We start from the raw sequence: 17,158 nt of genomic DNA, 5'->3' as shown, positions 1-17,158 counted from the left end.
GCCCCGGTGGAGGTGTGGGCGCTCAGGGGTGCGCCGTCGCTTCGGCCTCGGCTTCGAGCCCGGGGTACTCGTAGGTGTCCGAGCGGGCCATGGTCGCGTCGAGGTCGGAGAGCGTGAAGTCATCCACGGTCATCGTGCCGACGCGGTCCAGCGACATGCCGAGGCTGAGGAAGCGGGCCGCGCTGGGGGCCGACGGCGTGGTCCACTCGGCGCGGGTGTAGCTGCTGGTCGCCGGCAGCAGGGGGCCCTGGGTCCAGTAGTCCCAGACGCCCGAGCTGTTGCGGTAGTACGCCTTGAAGCGGACCGACGTGGTGGACTTGTACCAGGCGGAGATGCGGTAGCGGTGGCCGGTGACGGCGGCCGGGGCGCACGTGCCGCTGTCCTGCGTGGAGAGGAGCTTGCGGTCGCCGCTGGAGATGCTGGTGATGCGCAGCTGCTGCGCCCAGCTCCCGCTGTGGGCATCGGACGTGCGGCTCCACGTGAAGGTGTTGGTGCCGAAGCCACCGCGCTGCCAGCAGTCCGGTGTGCCGTCGCCGTTGCTGTCCGTCTCCAGCGAGGGGTTCTTGAACAGCTGCGTGGGGCTCACGACGGGAGGTCCGCTGACAGGCGGCCTCAGCGTCCCGCCGATGACGGTGTCCATGAGGGCGACGGTGGTGCCTCGCGTGGCGCGGAGGGCCAGCCAGTCGAGGAACGCGGCGAGCGTGGCGGGCGAGGTGGAGTAGGTCTGGGCCGGGTTGCAGGGGCCACAGATGTGGTGGAAGACGATGGGCACCCAGCCGCCGCCGTTGTTCTCGGCCTGGGTGACGTAGGCCTGGAGGGTGGACAGGCTGGTGGTGTCCTGGACGGAGCCGTGGGTGCGAATCGCGAAGGCATCCGCGGGAGGGACGGGCTCGGCGTAGGGATTGCCGCTGCTGCCGGAGGGGCTGCGCAGGCCGCCGCTCTCCCGGGCGGAGTTGTAGTTGCAGTCGATGACAATCTGCCGGGTGACGGAGTCCTTGTCGCCGAACGGGTAGGCGAACGAAGTCACGCGGAAGCCCGCGTTGAGCAGGGCCACGCGGTCGTTGCAGATTTCGCGTCGCTGGTCGTCCGGGGACAGCTCGGTCAGGCGTGGATGGGAGAGGGTGTGGCCGCCAATCTCGTGGCCGGCGTCCTGGAGGGCGCGCACCTGCTCGAGCGTGAGGCGGCCGGACTGTCCCAGCTTGCCGCTGTTGATGAAGAAGGTGCCGCGCATGCCCCTGGCCTCCAGCATGGCGGCGGCCTGGAACTGACTGGCCAGACAGTCGTCGAAGTTCAGCGAGACGACGACCTGCCCTGGCGCGAGAGCGATGGTTCCCATGGTGTCCCCCTTTGAGTGGACGGTTCTCTTCGCTGGGAGGGAGTCACCGGGGGGCGGGTGTGACGCTGCCTGTCGGAGCCGCAGGGGCGCTCGGCCAGCGGGGAAGCTCCGTGGCCTGAGGCGCGAACGCACGCGGGGCGCGGAAGGCCTTCTCAGGCCCCGCGCCCCGCGGTGTCACTCACGTCTGGCGATGAGAACTAGAACAGCCGGATGGTGTCTGCCTGGCCACCGCCCCGGACGCTGCGCAGCGACTGGGCGTTGCCGTAGACGTTGGCTTCGGTGCAGTTCCCCAGTGCGCCGATGTAGCGCACATTGATGCTGTCCGCGGCGCCGCGCGGACGCACGATGATGCCGCTGAACGCCACCAGCGTGTTGCGGTCATCCGCGTCCAGCGGCGTCTCCGCCTGCTTGAAGCCCACCGTCAGGGTGAGGCCATCCGCGGACACCTCGGCCGTCACCGTCTCCGACGCGTTGTTGCCCGCCACGTCGGTGACGAAGCGACCCATGACGCCATCGTTGTCACGGTCGAACGTGGACAACTGGGCCACCTGGCAGTCCGCCGTCCGGGGCGCAATCTCCACCGGCCGGTTGAAGGTGACGACCAGCTTGCCAGTCTGGCCATGCAGGGTGTCCGGGTCGTCCGCGTTGGAGAACACCGCGTAGAAGTTGTCATCCGTCGAGGCAGAGGTGCTGACGGACATCGCCTGCTCCGGCTGGCTCATGCCCGCGGTGATGTCCGACTGACCCGACAGCACGCGGCCGTCCACCGCGCCGGGCAGCACCGCCTCGCAGTGGTACGTAGCGCCATTGACGAGCTGCGCGCCCGGGATGACTGCGAGGCCGTTGGCATCCGTGACGGCGCTCACCGTCGTGCTGCCCGTGGCCTCCGGCGGCAGGAAGTTGCCCGCCGTCTGCAGCAAGTTGCCCTGCTCCAGCCGGTACTGGCAGTTCACCTTCGCGTCCGGCACCGCGCGGCCGTTCAGGTTCACCAGGAAGCGGTAGTCCACCGCGAAGCCCGTGGGGAACACGCGGAGGTTCACCACCTCCTGCGCGCCCTCGTGCTCGAACTCCTCGTTCCACGTCTGCATCGTATAGCGGCCCAGGAACCGCTCGTAGCCCGGCGCCTGCGCGATGATGGGGAACTCCTCGCCCAGCGGGATGCCATCAATCTGATAGCAGCCGTCCGCCTCGATGGAGTTCTCCTGGTTCAGGTCGCCCGAGCCACACGGCTTCGCCCGGCGGAACTCACCCTCGATGATGGCGTACACCTGGGACTTCGACTCGTCGTCGTCCTCCAGGTTGTTCTTGCCCTCGTCCGCCTTGAAGAAGTTCATGCGCTGGCCGCTCTGGCCATCCACCACGAACCCCACGATGCGACCCTCGCCCCCGCTGCTGCAGCCCGTAGCCGCCGCGAGCGAGAGCACCACCACTGCCTTCTTCAGATTTTTCATGGATTGGCCCCCCTCTGATGTTGTTGAGGCTGGCCGCTGAATAGTCCAACACACGACGCCTTGCTAGAGCCCTCCAGGCGGGGGCTCGGCGCTACCCAGGTCGAACCGACCCCCACGCGCGGTGCGGGCTTGCACTCACTTCACGTCCGTCACCTTCAGCGCGCCGATGAGGGGCGTAATCTCCGCGTTGCCCTCTTCACCGAAGGCGAAGTGGGTCGCATCCGCCACCGGCTGGTTGAAGGTGGGGTCCAGCTGGGTCCACTCACCCACGAAGGCCTCCACCCACTCGTGCCAGTACAGGGCGGGCACGCCGTCCGCGTTCATCATGTAGAGGACGCCGTCCACGCGCCGCGCCGGAATCCCCGCCGAGCGCAGCATCGCCACCGCCAGCAGCGAGTGCTCCGTGCAGTCCCCGCGCTTCTGGTTCAGCACGTCCGTGGCCCGGTCCGCGCTGGCCCCGTAGTCCTTCTCCAGGTTCTTGAACACCCACGCGTTGACCTTCTGGGCCGCCGCGTACGCGTCCTTCTCCTCGCCGATGACCTTCTTCGACAGCTCGACGATGGCCGGGGCGTCGCTCTCCACGACGAGGGTGGACTTGAGGTTCTCCCCACCGTCCGGGTCCACCAGCGGCCGGGGCTGGCGCGTCTTCGGCGCCGCGGCCGACAGCGTCACCTCCACCCGTCCGTCCGGCAGCGCCTTGAACTGCTGCCGGTACGTCTGCACGCGGAACTTCTCCGGCAGCCCCTGGACGACGAGGGTGACGCGGCCGGGCACCGCGCGCGCGGCCTCGGGCAGCGCCCTGGGCAGGACGATGCGGGTGAGGCCGAACACCTCCACCAGGTCCAGCCGCCTGGCGACGGCCTCCGTCTCCTTGCGCGCCTGCATCGTCGTGCCGAAGTCCACCAGCACCATCTCCCCGCGCTGGGTGACGTAGGCCGTCACCGGCACCTTCTCCTTCTCCGACAGGGTGCTGGCCTTGCCCAGCTTCACCTTCACCCCGTTCACCACCCGCTGCTCCGGCGGCTCCACCGTGGTGACGATGCCGTACGTCTCCAGGTCCAGCCCGTCCAGCGTGAAGCCCCCCACCTTCGCCTTGCGCAGCAGGGCCAGGCGCGCCGGGTCCGCGTCCTCCACCCGCTCCTTCGCGGGGGGCAGCGTCTTCAGCGTCTCGTCCGGACGGCCCGGACGCTTGCGCACCACGCGCACGCCCTCGGGCGTGGCCGTGCCCACCAGCGTCTGGTCGCCGCCGTCCCCCTGCTGCGTCACCGTGAAGGAGAGGAGCTGCCCGCCGGGCTTTGCCTCGTAGACGCGCTCCTCGCGGTGCACGCGCTCGGACACCCGCGTGCCCACCATGGCCTTGAAGACGAGCTGGTTGGTGGCCTTCGCGCGCGCGGGCTCGCCCGGCAGCAGCTCCAGGTCCGTGAAGAGCCAGCCCACCTTCTTGTCCATCAGGTAGAGGCCAAAGTACTCGCCCCCCTTGGGGCGGGCGGCCTTCACCACGTCCGACACCGCGGCCTTCGCCGGGGCGGCCTTGGACGGGGGAGCCGCGGCTTGCGCCAGGGCGGACGGAGCGCCCGCCAGCAGGGCGCACAGGGACACGACGGCCAGGGACGTCAGTCGGAGCGGACGGGTCATCACGCCCCTTCTAACGAGGGAAGGGGCCTTTGTCTTCAACCGCCCGGCGCGCCGTGTCCTCGCGGAACCAACAGCGGGGACTACAGCCGCTTGGTGAGGATGATGAGGTCGTCCCCGACTTTGTAGAAGTCGCGGATGCGCGCCTCCTCACCGTACTTCATGGACGCGTAGAAGCCGCGCGTGGGGCCGTAGGCCTCCGTGGCGCTCGTCTCCACGCGGATGAGGCGGCCGTTGCGGCGGCGCAAGTCCCCCTCCATGGCGGACACCAGCGCGGCGCCCACGCCCTGTCCCCGGACCTCGGGAGCGGAGGCAATCCAGTACAAGTCGTATGTGTCCTCCGTCATGGGCGTGGGGCCGTAACAGACGTAGCCCACCAGCTGCCCGCCGCGGTCGGCGACCACGATGGAGTAGTCCGTGTTGCCCGGTGTGAGCGCGATGTCCGCCAGCTCGATGGCGACCTCAACCTCCTGCGGCGAGAAGGTTTCGATCTTTCGAATCAGCGCGGCGAGGGGCTCCCTGTCCTTTGCGACGATGGGCCGGATGTCCATGTGCTCTCTCGAGAGCGACCTCCACCAGCCGGGCGGCCAGGGCCGGGTAGTCCATGCCAGCGGCCTTGGCGGCCTTGGCGTACCCCGCGCCCGGGTGGAGGTCGCAGTTGGGGTTGATGTCGATGACGTAGGGCACGCCCTCCGGAGACACCCGGAGGTCGACCCGTCCATAGTCCTGACAGTCCAGTGCTGCAAAAGCTTCTATTGCCACCTGCACACAGCGGGCTTCCAGCGCCGCGTCCAGCTGGCACGGGCCGCTCGTCGTGTCGCGATACTCCGGCGAATCCTCTTCCCACTTCGCGGTGTAGGAGACGATGTTGGGCCGGTCCTCGAAGGTAGGACCGAAGTGCATCTCCATCAGCGGCAGCGGCTGGCGCGGCTGGTTGCCCAGCAGCGGGACGTAGATTTCCCGTCCCGGGATGAACTGCTCCACCAGCGCCGGCTGGTGGAACTCGCGGAGCACCGCGTCACACGCGCGGACCAGCGCGGCGCGCTCGTACACCACCGAGCTGTCCGTCACGCCCACGCTGGCGTCCTCGCGCGCGGGCTTGACGATGAGGGGCCAGGGCAGGTCCACGGCCAGCGCGTCCTCCAGGCGCTGCACCACCCGGAAGCCCGGGGTGGGCACGCCGCGGGCGCTCAGCACTTCCTTGGCCTTGGGCTTGTGCAGCGCCAGTCCGAGGGAGAGGGCGGACGAGCCGGTGTAGGCCAGCCCCAGCGCGTCCAGCAGGCAGGGGACCGCCATCTCGCCGCGGCTGTCGGCCGCCAGGGACTCGCAGAGGTTGACGACGAGGTCCGGCTGGCGCCGGCGCAGCGTGTCCACGAAGTCCAGCCGGTCGCCCTCGATGGCGAGCGGCTCGGCCAGGGTGTCGCCGGTGGAGAGGACCTCGGCCAGGGCCGAGGCGACACGCACCACATCCTCGCGGGCCTCCCGTCCGGGGTCGTCCTCGAGGAGGTCGTGGTCGCGGTTGTGCAGCAGGATGATGTGCATTCGTAGGTGCCGGGAGGGTTACCACGTCCCCTGCATTGATCCCAGTCCGTGCGTGACGGTTGGCTACCTCCTGGGCTACCTCCCAGAAGGGTATGAAGTACGGTTGGCTACCTCCCGCGGGGGTAACCAGGAGTATGGAAAGGGAACCATGCGCATCCGCGATCCCATCCACGGCACCATCCCGGTCAGTGACCCGGAGAAGGCCGTCATCGACAGCCGCCACTACCAGCGGCTGCGCTACGTGCGGCAGCTGGGCTTCGGGGACCTCGCCTTCCCTGGGGCCACGCACACCCGCCACATCCATTCCCTGGGCGCCATGCACGTCGCCTCGCGCGTCTTCGGGGCGGTGGCCGCGCGCTCCACGCTGCCGGACGAGGTGCGCGAGCGCTTCTGTGCCGCGGTGCGGCTGGCGGTGCTCTGCCATGACCTGGGGCACATGCCGCTGTCCCACGCCTCGGAGCGCATTGCGCCGAAGCGCTCGCTCTTGCGTCTGCCCTCCTGGCTGGACGCCACGGCGGAAGGGGAGCTGGCCACCCACGAGGACTACACCGCCAAGATTCTCCTCGACAGCTCGCTGACGCCCATCATCGAGCGGCACTTCGGCTCGCTGGGCATCACCCCCATGGCGGCGGTGGCGCTGATAACGGGCGCCCGGCCGCCGAAGGACCCGGGCTTCACGCACCAGGGCGTGGACTGGGCGCCGCTCCTGCGCGCCATCGTCTCCGGGGAGCTGGACGCGGACCGCATGGACTACCTGCTGCGGGACTCCTTCTACACGGGAGTCAACTACGGCCGGTACGACATGGACTGGATCATCGGCAACCTGAACCCGGCGGTGAAGGACGGGCGGGCCTACCTGGCGCTGAGCCGCGCGGCGGCGTTCGCCTTCGAGGACTTCCTGCTCAGCCGCTACCACATGTTCGTGTCGGTGTACCTGCACCACACCTCGGTGAACTTCGACTACATGCTGCGGCGCTACTACGAGGAGTCGCCCGGCGAGTTCGAGATACCGGCGGACCCGGAGGACTTCCTCCTCTGTGACGACGCGGCGCTCTGGTACGCGCTGCGCCGCTCGAGCAACCGGTGGGCGGAGCGCATCAGCCGGCGGCAGGGCTTCAAGCTGCTGGCGCAGTTCACCGAGCGCGACACGGGGTACGACCTGGACGTGCTGCGCAGCGCGCTGGTGTCCCACAACTTCGAGCACTACGTCGTCGAGTCGCAGAACGTGCTCAGCAAGTACACCTCCGGCCCGGGGGGCGGGGGGCCGAGCCTGTTCATCATCGACGCTTCCACCGGGCGGCTGACGGAGGTGGCTCGCTACACGCCCCTGTACCAGCGCTACAGTGGCGCGGTGCGCCTGGTGCGGCTGTACGTGCGGCCGGACCAGGCGGACAGGGCACATGAGCTGATGGGCCGGCTGCTCGGCCAGACGGTGCAACCATGAGTGAGCGTCTCCCCGGTCTGGGCCTCGGCCTGGACGCCATGCACACCCCCAGCGAGCCCCGCGCGTCCGCGGTGGCCGTGCTGTACCGGCGCGTCGGCCCGGGCGTGGAGGTGTTCTGGGTGAAGCGCGGCAGGCAGCTCGCGTTCGCGGGCGGCTTCTACGCCTTCCCGGGGGGAAAGCTGGACGCGGCGGACGCCGACGTGCCGGTGAAGGGCGCCACCGGAGAGGAGGCGGCGCTGCGCTCGGCCGCCGCGCGTGAGCTCTTCGAGGAGGCCGGCGTGCTGGTGGCCGAGGGCGCGGAGGCCCTGCCGCCCGAGCGGGTGGGCGCGCTGCGCAAGGCGCTGCTGGCGGGGGAGCAGGGGTGGGGAGAGCTCCTGAAGGCGGAGGGGCTCACGCTGCGGGCGGAGGACTTCCGGGCGGCGGGCCGGTGGGTGACGCCGCCGTCCCAGCCGGTGCGCTTCGACACGCGCTTCTACCTGGTGGAGGCGCCGGAGCACGCGCGGGCGGAGTGGTGGCCCGGGGAGCTGGCGGAGGGCGCGTGGGTGAAGCCCGCGGACGCGCTGGCGCGGTGGGGGGACGGCACGGCGCTGCTGCACCCGCCCGCGCTGCACGCCTTCCAGGTGCTGGGCAGCTTCACGGACGACGCGGACGCGCGGGCGCGGATGACGACGCCGCCGTACTGCCCGGGCTACGTGGCCCAGCGCATCGAGTTCCAGCAGGGCGTGCGGGTGATTGCCCTGGAGACGCCCACGCTGCCGCCGGCCGCGCATACCAACGCGTACGTGCTGGGCAGCGGCGAGCTGCTGATTGTCGACCCGGGCGCCGCGGACGTGAAGCAGTACGCGAAGCTGCTGTCGCTCCTGTCGGGGCTGAAGTCGGAGGGGCTGCGTCCGGTGGCGGTGGTGCTCACCCACCACCATGGGGACCACGTCGGCGGTGCGCGCGCGGTGAAGGAGCGGCTGGGCGTGCCGCTGTGGTGCCACGCGCGCACGGCGGACCGGCTGGACTTCCCGGTGGAGCGGCTGCTGGAGGACGGCGAGGTGCTGGAGCTGGCGGGCGACGTGCCGCAGCGCTGGCGCGTGCTGCACACGCCCGGCCACGCCCAGGGCCACATCTGCCTGGTGGATGCGCGCAGCCGCGCGGCGGTGGTGGGCGACATGGTGGCGGGCCTCGGCACCATCGTCATCGACCCGCCCGAGGGGAACATGCGCGACTACCTGGCGCAGCTCACGCGGCTGCGGGACTGGCCCGTCGGCACGCTGTACCCGGCGCACGGGCCGCCGATTCCGGACGGGCCCGCGAAGCTGGACGAGTACCTGAAGCACCGCGCCCAGCGCGAGTCGCTCATCCTCCAGGCGGTGCCGGCCGAGGGCGCCACGCTGGCGCAGGTGGTGGCGGCGGCCTACGCGGACACGCCGCCCCTGCTGCACCCGGTGGCGGAGCGCAGCGCGCTGGCCACGCTGGAGAAGCTGATGGAAGAGGGGCGCGTGCGCGAGGAGTCCTTCCAGTACTTCCGCGTCTGAGTCAGAAGCGGCCCATCAACCCCAGGCGCGGGCCGCGCTCGGTCATCGCCGCGAGCGGAATCACCCGCAGGCTCTGCGAGGCCCGGGGCGCGGGGGCCTCGGGCTGGGACAGCTCATAGCCCGTCGCGGCGCCCGCCACGGGCAGCACCAGCAGGGCCAGCGCGAGCGCGTCGTCCTCGGCGCTGGCCCCCATGAGGAGCGAGCCCAGCAGCGCGCCGCCCCAGCCCACCAGGCTGCCGCCCGCGGTGGCGAGGAACTGGCCCCTGCCGCCCATCAGCCGCCCCCCCAGCCACGTCCCGGTGGGGATGCCAACCAGCACTCCGGTGAAGCCGCCCACCAGCGAGACGACGCGGCACTCGTCACAGCCCACCGTCGGTGCCGACAGCAGGTAGCCCGCCACCAGGCCCAGGGTCCCCACCACGACGCCCCCCGCGGTGCCGCCCACCAGCTCCACGGCCACCCGGGGCACCGGGTCCTCCGGGCGCGCGGCGGCGACGCTCGGCCGGGCCCCCTCGGGGGCGGGCGGGGGAGTGCGGGGGGCCTCCTCGTCGGGAGGCGGCGTGCGGGAGGGGGTGTCGGACGTCCCCGGCGCGGGCACGGGGATGAGCGGCGGGGGCGTCAGCTCCGGGGTGGGCGCCTGGGCCGGCTCCTCCTGGGGGACCTCCTGGCCGGAGGCCATGCCGCTGCCGGTCAGGAGCAGGACGGCCAGCCAGGTGGAGAGCACACGCGAAGGCTTCACCCGGGCCACGCTACCGCATGGCGGGGCCGCCGTCGCCTCAGCCGGCGGAGGCCTCGGACACGCGCTGCGCCCGGCCCTTGCGGCGCAGCAGCACCAGGGCCAGCGGCACCCCGGCCAGCACGACTTGTGGAACGAGCGACACCGCGTCCGGGTAGAGACCCAGCAGGTCCACGGTGACGAAGGGCACGGGCACCAGCGGCAGCGCGCCCACCTCCTGCAGCGAGTGCAGGCCCTTGCCCAGCAGCATGACGGCGGTGGCGACGAGGATGACGGTGGACACGTTGAAGAGCGTCTTCATCGGCAGCCGGTAGCCCATGCGGTTGACGAAGAGGACCAGCGCCAGAATCGCCACCACGCCGAGCAGCGAGCCCCACGCCACGCCCGCCGGGGAGTCCAGCGCGAGCCCCTGGAGGAAGATGGCCGTCTCGAAGCTCTCGCGCAGCACGGCGGTGAAGGCGATGAAGAACAGGCCCGTCATGCTGCCGCGCCCCAGCGCGCCCTGCATCTTCTGGCGCAGCTCGCCCATGAAGTGGCTCATGTTGGAGCGCGCGTTGAGCCACAGCGCGGCGTACACCAGCATGACGACGGCCAGCAGCGCGGCCACGCCCTCCATCCACTCGCGCTGCGCGCCGGCCAGCAGGTGCCGGCCCAGCACATAGGCGATGGCGCCCACCACGAGCGCGGACACCCAGCCGGCGTGCACCACGCGCACGTGCTGGGTGGCCTGCATCTTCCGCAGGGCCGCCAGCAGCGCGCCGACGATGATGGTGGCCTCGAAGCCCTCGCGCAGCAGGATGAGCAGCGTGAGCCACATCGTGGACACCAGGTCCGTGGCGCTGCCCGAGCCGCGGCGCGCCTGGTCCAGCAGCGACAGCAGCTCGCGCCCCTCGTCCTGCAGGTGGGGGCTGCCGCTCTCCGCCGCCAGCCGCGTCTGGAGGAAGGCGCGCTCCAGTTTCGCCACCAGCGCCGCGTCGCGCGAGCTGAGCTTGGGCTCCACCGGCTCCAGGCCGTTGAGGTACGCGTCCAGCATCGCCGCCTTGGCGGCCGCGGGGTTGCCGGCGGCGCCCTGGCGCATGGCCTCCTGCACGCCCTCGCGCGCCGCCAGCAGCGAGCGCTCCTCGTCCACGGTGGGCAGCTTCCGGCGCAGGCACGCCAGGTGCTCCGGGCCGAAGGCCTTCACCAGGTCCTCGTCGGTGGAGTTGGCCAGCCGCTCCAGGGAGGCCTGCGGCGGGGTGCCCTCGCACGCCGGCAGGCGCATGGTGAAGACGAAGAAGGCCAGGGACCAGCGCTCCTCCTCGGAGAGGGTGGGGTAGGCCGGCATCGCGGTGCCCGGCACGCCGAAGCTGGTGGTGTTGAAGGCCTTGTAGGGGGTGAGGCCGCCCATCAGCTCCGGGTCCTGGAAGTTGGCGGGAGCCGGCTCCATGGTGGCGGCGATGGGCAGGTTCGCGCTGCCGTCCGCGGCGTGGCAGGCCGCGCAGTTGGTGCGGTAGAGCGCCTCGCCCTGCTTCAGGTCCGGGGCCCGGCGCGGGCTGCGGGCGAGGCCTCCCGCCAGGACGAGGTCTTCCACCAGTGCGCCACAGTCCTGGCTGACGCCCTGCGCGTCCTGCGCCTGGTCCACGCGGGCCTGGATGGCCAGCACGCGCGGGAGGAACGCCTCCGCCGCCGGACCCAGCCCTCGCGCCGCGTCCACCGCCTCCGCCGCGAAGCTCTTCTGCTCCGCCAGCTCGAACGCGGACTGGGACTCGATGGCGAGCGGGTAGTCCGCTTCCAGGTACTGGAGGATGCCCACCAGCCGGTGCCAGGTTCGCTCTTCCGCGTCGCCCTCGGCACGGGCCGCCAGAGGCAACGCGAACAGCAGACACAGCACGAGCGAGGCAACGCGATTCATGCCCCTCGGTCTACCAGCCGAGGGATTGTATTTCAATTTTGCGAGTCAATATCAAAAATGCGTCAAGCCCCCGCGGGGACAGCGGTCCACTGCTCCACCTGGAGGGAGCGGATGCGCAGGCTGTCCAGCTTCCAGTCCCCGCCCCGGAGGCGGCCCACGGCCAGGGCGCCGATGGCGAGCGCACCGACGCTGAGGGCGCCCACGGCGAGGGCCCCCAGGGCGGTGGCGCCCGTGACGAGCGCCGGGAAGACGCGGGGGCGGGGGCCCCGGCGCAAGAGGCGGAGGGTGGGTGCGAGCCTCAGGGTGGTGATGAGCGCCGCGGTGTTGGCGGCGGTGAGCGTGGCCGCGCCGGCCAGGGCGGCGAGCCGCCAGGGAGTTCCATCGGTACGTGAGGTGAGGGCGGTATCCATGCCGTGGAGGTGGGCACGTACCGGGAGTACGCCAGCAGACAGCGCACATGCCCCTTGCTCGCATGGGTACTCCCTGGGGAGGGGGCGCCGGAAGGCAGGCCCGTCAGCCGGGCAGACCCGGGGCGTCGGTATGGCGTCAGGGAGAGACGCACATGGACCCGGATGTCCCCGCCCCGAAGCCCGCCGCACCGCTGAAGATGTACATCCTCCTCCGCGAGTCGCTGCCCACCGGCCATGCCGTGCTGGCGGCGGCGCATGCGTCGCTCGCGGCGTACCTGAAGTTCAAGGACACGCCCGAGGTGGCCGAGTGGCTCTCCGGCCCCTTCTACAAGGCGGTGTGCCGGGTGTCGGACGCGGAGTTCGAGCAGGGTCGCGCGTGCGAGGACCACGTGGTGCTCACCGAGTCCTCGCTGGGCGGGCAGGAGGTGGCCATCGCCTTCAAGCCGCGCCGCGAGTGGCCGAAGGCGTTCCGCTTCTTCCGCCTCTACAAGTGACTGTCGCGCTCGTAGGTGAGGAACGCGAAGGGCGGCTCGGCCTCCGGGTGCTGTTCCTCTACGATGAGGCGCCAGCCGGACAGGTCCACCTCGGGGAAGAGGGTGTCGCCGGGGAAGTCGCGGGCGATGCGCGTGAGGTAGAGCCGGCTCCAGCGCTCCAGCGTCTGGGCGTAGAGCTCCGCGCCGCCGGCGATGAACACCTCGTCGTCACCGCGCGCGCGGGCCTGCTCCAGCGCGGCATCCACCGAGTGCGCCACCTGCACGCCCGCGGGCGCGAAGTCCCGCTGCCGGGTGACGACGATGAAGGTGCGGCCCGGGAGCGGGCGGCCGATGGACTCGTACGTCTTGCGGCCCATGACCAGCGTGTGGCCCATGGTGAGGCGCTTGAAGCGGGCCAGGTCCGCGGGCAGGCGCCACGGCAGTGCATTGCCGGCACCGATGACGCGGTTGGACGCCATGGCGACGATGGCGGACAGCTTCATACGGCCACGGGCGCCTTGATGGCGGGGTGCGGCTCGTAGCCCTCGAGCGTGAAGTCCTCGTACTTGAAGGTGAAGAGGTCCTTCACCTCCGGGTTGATGCGCATGCGCGGCAGGGGCCGGGGCTCGCGCGCGAGCTGCTGCTTCGCCTGCTCCACGTGGTTGAGGTACAGGTGCGCATCGCCGATGGTGTGGATGAACTCGTGGGCCTTCAGGCCCGTCACCTGCGCCACCATCATCGTCAGCAGCGAGTACGACGCGATGTTGAACGGCAGGCCCAGGAAGAGGTCCGCGCTGCGCTGGTAGAGCTGGCAGGACAGGCGCCCGTCGGCCACGTAGAACTGGAAGAGCACGTGGCAGGGCGGCAGCTTCATGCCGGGCAGGTCCGCCACGTTCCACGCGCTGACGATGTGCCGGCGCGAGTCGGGGTTCTTCTTCAGCCCCTCCACCAGCACCTTCATCTGGTCGATGTGCTCGCCGTTCGGCGCCGTCCACGAGCGCCACTGGTGGCCATAGACGGGGCCCAGGCTGCCGTCGGCGTTGGCCCACTCGTCCCAGATGGTGACGCCCTGGGCCTGGAGGGTGCGCACGCTGGTGTCGCCCGCGAGCATCCACAGCAGCTCGTGGAGGATGGACTTCACGTGGAGCTTCTTCGTGGTGACGAGCGGAAAGCCCTGCGTGAGGTCGAACCGCAGCTGATGGCCGAAGACGCTGAGCGTGCCCGTGCCGGTACGGTCGCCCTTCTTCGTCCCGTGGGCGAGGACGTGCTCGAGCAGTGACAGATAGGGCTGCATGGAGCCATGTACGATCGCCTTCCACGCGTTGCCAAGTGCGGACTGTGCGACTGTCGTCAGGACGCCCCGCGTACAGCGCCGCACAGCCATGTAGCCCCGCGTGCTCCTTCCCGTGGACTCCACTCGCTTCGCACCGTTAGAAGCCGGGGCCATGAAGATCTACACGAAGAGCGGGGACGCCGGGGAGACCGGTCTGTTCGGCGGTGGACGCGTCGCGAAGGACGATGCGCGCGTGGACGCGTACGGCGAGGTGGACGAGCTGAACGCGACGATTGGCCTCGCGCGCGGCTTTCCCATGCCCACGGACATGGACGCGCTGCTGCTGCGCCTGCAGGACCAGCTCTTCACGCTGGGCGCGGTGCTGGCCACGCCCACGGGGACGAAGGCGTCCTCGTACATTCCCGAGCTGAAGGCGGAGTGGGCGGAGGACATGGAGCACGCCATCGACCGCTTCGAGGAGGAGCTGCCGAAGATGACCCACTTCGTCCTGCCGGGAGGCACGCAGGCCGCCGCCGCGCTGCACCTGGCGCGCACCGTGTGCCGGCGCGCGGAGCGGCGCACCGTGCCGCTGCTGCGCGAGGGGAAGATTCCGCAGGCCGTGGTGGTCTACCTGAATCGGCTCTCCGACTTGCTCTTCGTCATGGCGCGGCTGGCCAACCACCGGGCGGGCGTGCAGGACGTGAAGTGGATTCCGGAGAAGCCCACGAAGTAGCCGCAGGCGACGACGCATGAACATGCTCCCCACCTCCGAGCTCCGCGAGCTTGCCCGTACGGTCGGCTTCGACCTGGTGGGCTTCTCGCGCGCGGAGCCCATCCCCCCCGCCTTCCTCATGGAGTGGCTGGAGGCCGGCTACGCGGCGGACATGGACTGGATGGGAGAGCGGGCCGCCGAGCGCCTGGACGTGGCGACGCTGCTCCCTGGCGCGAAGACGGTCATCTCCTTCGTGAACAACTACTGGCGGGACGATGAGCAGACGCAGGGCTCGCCCATTGCCCGCTACGCGCGCGGCCGCGACTACCACTCCACGCTGCGGGACCGGATGAAGGCGTTCCGCAAGACGCTCACCGCGCGCCACCCCGGCCTGGGCACCTACGGCAGCGTGGACAGCGGCCCGCTGATGGAGAAGGTCTGGGCGGCGCGCGCGGGGCTGGGCTACGTGGGGAAGAACGGGTGCTTCATCACCGAGCCCTTCGGCTCGTGGGTGCTGCTGGCCACGCTCATCCTGGACGCGGAGGTGGACGCGTACTGGCAGGGGCCGGCGGCGGACCGGTGCGGCCCGTGCCGGCGCTGCCTGATGGCGTGTCCCACGGGCGCGCTGGTGGGCAACGGCCAGGTGAACGCGGGGGCGTGCCTCTCCTACCAGACGATTGAGAACCGCGACCGCGAGGTGCCCGAGGCGTTCCGGTTCAAGTTCGACAACCTCATCTTCGGCTGCGACATCTGCCAGCAGGTGTGCCCGCTCAACCGGAAGCCGGTGTTCGCGGAAAATCCGCGCTTCGCGCCGCGAGCCGTGGCGGAGCTGGGCACGCTGGAGCTCGCGGGGCTGACACCAGCACAGTACGAATCGCTGGTCTCCGGTACAGCGCTGGCACGCGCACGGTACGACGGGCTGCGGCGCAACGCGGTGTATGCGCTGGGCGTCGCGAAGCAGGCGGACGCGCGGTACCTGCTCGAAAAGCTCTGCGGCGATTCGAGTGAATTGGTACGTACTGCGGCGCAATGGGCGCTTCGCCAGCTCGACCCCTGACTTCTTCGACAGCCGCCTCTTCGCTGGGCACCGTGTACGCGTTGATGTGCGTGCAGGTCCTCATCAGTGCCGGCACGTACCTCGCGGGCAAGCGGGCCATGACGGAGCTGCCGCCGCTCACGGTGGTCATGTGGCGCTTCCTGCTGAGCGGCTCGGTGTTCGTGGTGCTGCTGTGGCTGACGCCGGGGCCCACGCTGCCGCCGCGCAACGAGTGGAAGCGGGTGCTGTTCCTGGGGCTGCTGGCGGGGCCGGTGAACCAGGGGTTCTTCTTCTATGGCCTGTCGCAGTCCACGGCGGCGCACGCGGCGCTGCTGTATGCGCTGACGCCGCTGGGCGTGTACCTGCTGAGCCTGGCGCGAGGGCACGAGCGGGCCTCGGTGCGGGCGATGGCGGGCATCGGCACGGCGTTCGCGGGCGTGGTGGTGCTGCTCTTGGGGCGCGGGCTGGCGGAGGCGAGCGGCTCGCTGGTGGGGGACCTGCTCATCCTGGGCGCGGTGGCGGCGTGGGTGGTGTACACGACGGAGGGCAAGCCGTTCGTGTCCATTCATGGGCCGGTGCGAGCGACGGCGTGGAGCATGGTGGCGTCCACGCTGCTGATGCTGCCGCTGGCGCCGTTCGTGGCGAAGCCCGACGCGGTGCTGGCGGCGAGCACCGTGGCGAAGGGCTCCATCGTGTACCTGGGGCTGCTGACGTCGGTGGTGGCCTACCTCATCTGGTACTACGCGCTGTCGAAGGTGCCGGCGTCGAAGGTGGCCATCTTCTCCAACCTCCAGCCGGCGGCGACCGCGGTGGCTGCGTGGGCGCTGCTGGACGAGTCGCTGCACTGGGCCATTGCCGTGGGCGGCGTGCTGGTGCTGCTGGGCGTGCGGCTGACGCAGGGGGCGCACGTGCGGCCACCTCCGGCGGAGCCGGTTCACCCAGAGCCGGGACGGCAGGCGGCGTAGGCGCTCAGCGGGTCTCCAGCTCGCGGAAGGTCACTCCGTCCAGCCCCAGTCCCGCCACCGCGTCCACGAAGCGCTCGGTGACGAGAACGACCGTCCAGGCGTCAGCCATGCGGAACACATCCACGTGCTCAGGTAGCGACGCGGCCTCGAGGACGATGGAATTCGGGAGCTTGAGCATATCGTTGCCGCACGTAGGGCAGCGTGGCTGCTGGTCCTGCGGAAGGCAGTCCGGATGGATGCGACCGTGCAGTTCCAACTGCAGCTCCAGCAACTCCGGCGCGTTCTTGCCGCGAAAGCTCACATGGATGGGGCAGCCCTGGAGACCGCGAACTCCAGCGCCCTGTAACGCCTCCAACGCTTCACGGCGAAGCAGGAGCGTCCACGGTGGTTGCAGGCAGAGCTGTCCGAAGCGACCTGAGGCCTTACCCGTCAGCGGGCCAAATGCGGCTCCTGGCTTCAGGAGGGCCCATGAGGGCGCGAACGGCCGTACCAGCTCGGTCAAGCGGGTGAGTTCATCCTGGGGAACCGGCAATGGAGCGGTCAACTTCTCGAGTTCGTTCGGGGGAAGGCCGGAGAGATCCACGCAGGGGTAGTGAAGCCCGGTGGTACCTCCTCCTCTGCGGCAGGTGGGGCAGGGCTGCGCTCCCGGTAGGCTCCACTTGTTCACCGCGTAATCAAGGTCGCCCGTGTAACCTGCCGAGGCGTCATCGATGGCTTGGTAGAACTTCACGGTT

17 protein-coding genes are annotated in these 17,158 nt (G+C 70.5%); 6 read left to right on the top strand and 11 right to left on the bottom strand.

The window, feature by feature from the left end; genetic code table 11:
- Positions 1–22 precede the first annotated feature (22 nt).
- From LXT23_RS44185 to LXT23_RS44165, 5 genes are all read right to left on the bottom strand, one after another.
- Positions 23–1,336 carry a polysaccharide deacetylase family protein gene (locus LXT23_RS44185; protein WP_253986539.1) on the bottom strand — a complete coding sequence of 438 codons (1,314 nt, stop codon included), beginning with the start codon at positions 1,334–1,336 and terminating at the stop codon, positions 23–25.
- A gap of 197 nt (positions 1,337–1,533) precedes the next feature.
- Positions 1,534–2,787, bottom strand: coding sequence for a hypothetical protein (locus LXT23_RS44180; protein WP_253986538.1), 1,254 nt, complete (start codon positions 2,785–2,787; stop codon positions 1,534–1,536).
- Positions 2,788–2,922: 135 nt separating this feature from the next.
- Entirely contained in the window at positions 2,923–4,422 is a 1,500-nt protein-coding gene (locus LXT23_RS44175; RefSeq protein ID WP_253986537.1) for a transglutaminase-like domain-containing protein, read from the bottom strand.
- Between the two features lie 80 nt (positions 4,423–4,502).
- A complete protein-coding gene (locus LXT23_RS44170) occupies positions 4,503–4,970 on the bottom strand; it encodes a GNAT family N-acetyltransferase (RefSeq protein ID WP_253986536.1) in 468 nt (155 codons plus the stop codon).
- Complete coding sequence (locus tag LXT23_RS44165) at positions 4,882–5,961, bottom strand: D-alanine--D-alanine ligase family protein (RefSeq protein WP_253986535.1); 1,080 nt, start codon at positions 5,959–5,961, stop codon at positions 4,882–4,884. Before LXT23_RS44165 ends, LXT23_RS44170 begins: the two co-directional genes overlap by 89 nt.
- Before the next feature lie 148 nt (positions 5,962–6,109).
- Between LXT23_RS44165 and LXT23_RS44160 the strand changes: the two genes are divergently transcribed.
- Entirely contained in the window at positions 6,110–7,405 is a 1,296-nt protein-coding gene (locus tag LXT23_RS44160; RefSeq protein WP_253986534.1) for an HD domain-containing protein, read from the top strand.
- The gene (locus tag LXT23_RS44155; RefSeq protein ID WP_253986533.1) at positions 7,402–8,928 is read left to right on the top strand and encodes an MBL fold metallo-hydrolase; all 1,527 of its coding nucleotides are present in this window, start codon (positions 7,402–7,404) and stop codon (positions 8,926–8,928) included. Before LXT23_RS44160 ends, LXT23_RS44155 begins: the two co-directional genes overlap by 4 nt.
- A 1-nt stretch (position 8,929) precedes the next feature.
- On the opposite strand, the gene LXT23_RS44150 is transcribed toward LXT23_RS44155, so the two are convergent.
- From LXT23_RS44150 to LXT23_RS44140, 3 genes are all read right to left on the bottom strand, one after another.
- Entirely contained in the window at positions 8,930–9,667 is a 738-nt protein-coding gene (locus LXT23_RS44150) for a GlsB/YeaQ/YmgE family stress response membrane protein (RefSeq protein ID WP_253986532.1), read from the bottom strand.
- A gap of 37 nt (positions 9,668–9,704) precedes the next feature.
- A complete protein-coding gene (locus LXT23_RS44145; protein ID WP_253986531.1) occupies positions 9,705–11,555 on the bottom strand; it encodes an FTR1 family protein in 1,851 nt (616 codons plus the stop codon).
- Between the two features lie 62 nt (positions 11,556–11,617).
- A complete protein-coding gene (locus LXT23_RS44140) occupies positions 11,618–11,965 on the bottom strand; it encodes a hypothetical protein (protein ID WP_253986530.1) in 348 nt (115 codons plus the stop codon).
- A gap of 152 nt (positions 11,966–12,117) precedes the next feature.
- Here LXT23_RS44140 and LXT23_RS44135 point away from each other — a divergent pair, with 152 nt between their 5' ends.
- On the top strand, positions 12,118–12,459 hold the full coding sequence (locus LXT23_RS44135; RefSeq protein WP_253986529.1) for a hypothetical protein: 342 nt from the start codon (positions 12,118–12,120) through the stop codon (positions 12,457–12,459).
- Here the strand turns inward: LXT23_RS44135 and LXT23_RS44130 are convergent.
- Together LXT23_RS44130 and LXT23_RS44125 are read right to left on the bottom strand one after the other, a co-directional pair.
- Positions 12,450–12,941, bottom strand: a complete 492-nt coding sequence (locus tag LXT23_RS44130; protein ID WP_253986528.1) for a dihydrofolate reductase — start codon at positions 12,939–12,941, stop codon at positions 12,450–12,452. The two genes, LXT23_RS44135 and LXT23_RS44130, sit on opposite strands and share 10 nt — an antisense overlap.
- Positions 12,938–13,732: a thymidylate synthase gene (locus LXT23_RS44125; RefSeq protein ID WP_253986527.1), complete on the bottom strand. Its 795-nt coding sequence runs from the start codon at positions 13,730–13,732 to the stop codon at positions 12,938–12,940. The genes LXT23_RS44130 and LXT23_RS44125 overlap by 4 nt, the downstream gene beginning before the upstream one ends.
- 151 nt (positions 13,733–13,883) lie before the next feature.
- Between LXT23_RS44125 and LXT23_RS44120 the strand changes: the two genes are divergently transcribed.
- From LXT23_RS44120 to LXT23_RS44110, 3 genes are read left to right on the top strand one after another with little or no spacing between them, the layout of a single operon-like run.
- The gene (locus tag LXT23_RS44120) at positions 13,884–14,444 is read left to right on the top strand and encodes a cob(I)yrinic acid a,c-diamide adenosyltransferase (RefSeq protein WP_253986526.1); all 561 of its coding nucleotides are present in this window, start codon (positions 13,884–13,886) and stop codon (positions 14,442–14,444) included.
- A 16-nt stretch (positions 14,445–14,460) separates the two neighbouring features.
- Positions 14,461–15,480: a tRNA epoxyqueuosine(34) reductase QueG gene (queG, locus tag LXT23_RS44115; RefSeq protein ID WP_253986525.1), complete on the top strand. Its 1,020-nt coding sequence runs from the start codon at positions 14,461–14,463 to the stop codon at positions 15,478–15,480.
- 44 nt (positions 15,481–15,524) lie between these two features.
- Complete coding sequence (locus tag LXT23_RS44110) at positions 15,525–16,424, top strand: DMT family transporter (protein WP_407692957.1); 900 nt, start codon at positions 15,525–15,527, stop codon at positions 16,422–16,424.
- Between the two features lie 4 nt (positions 16,425–16,428).
- Here the strand turns inward: LXT23_RS44110 and sitI6 are convergent, their stop codons facing one another.
- Positions 16,429–17,154, bottom strand: coding sequence for a SitI6 family double-CXXCG motif immunity protein (sitI6, locus tag LXT23_RS44105; RefSeq protein ID WP_253986523.1), 726 nt, complete (start codon positions 17,152–17,154; stop codon positions 16,429–16,431).
- Between the last annotated feature and the right edge of the window lie 4 nt (positions 17,155–17,158).

Source organism: Pyxidicoccus xibeiensis, assembly GCF_024198175.1.
Taxonomy (GTDB): domain Bacteria; phylum Myxococcota; class Myxococcia; order Myxococcales; family Myxococcaceae; genus Myxococcus; species Myxococcus xibeiensis.
This window is presented reverse-complemented; position numbering and strand designations above follow the sequence as displayed.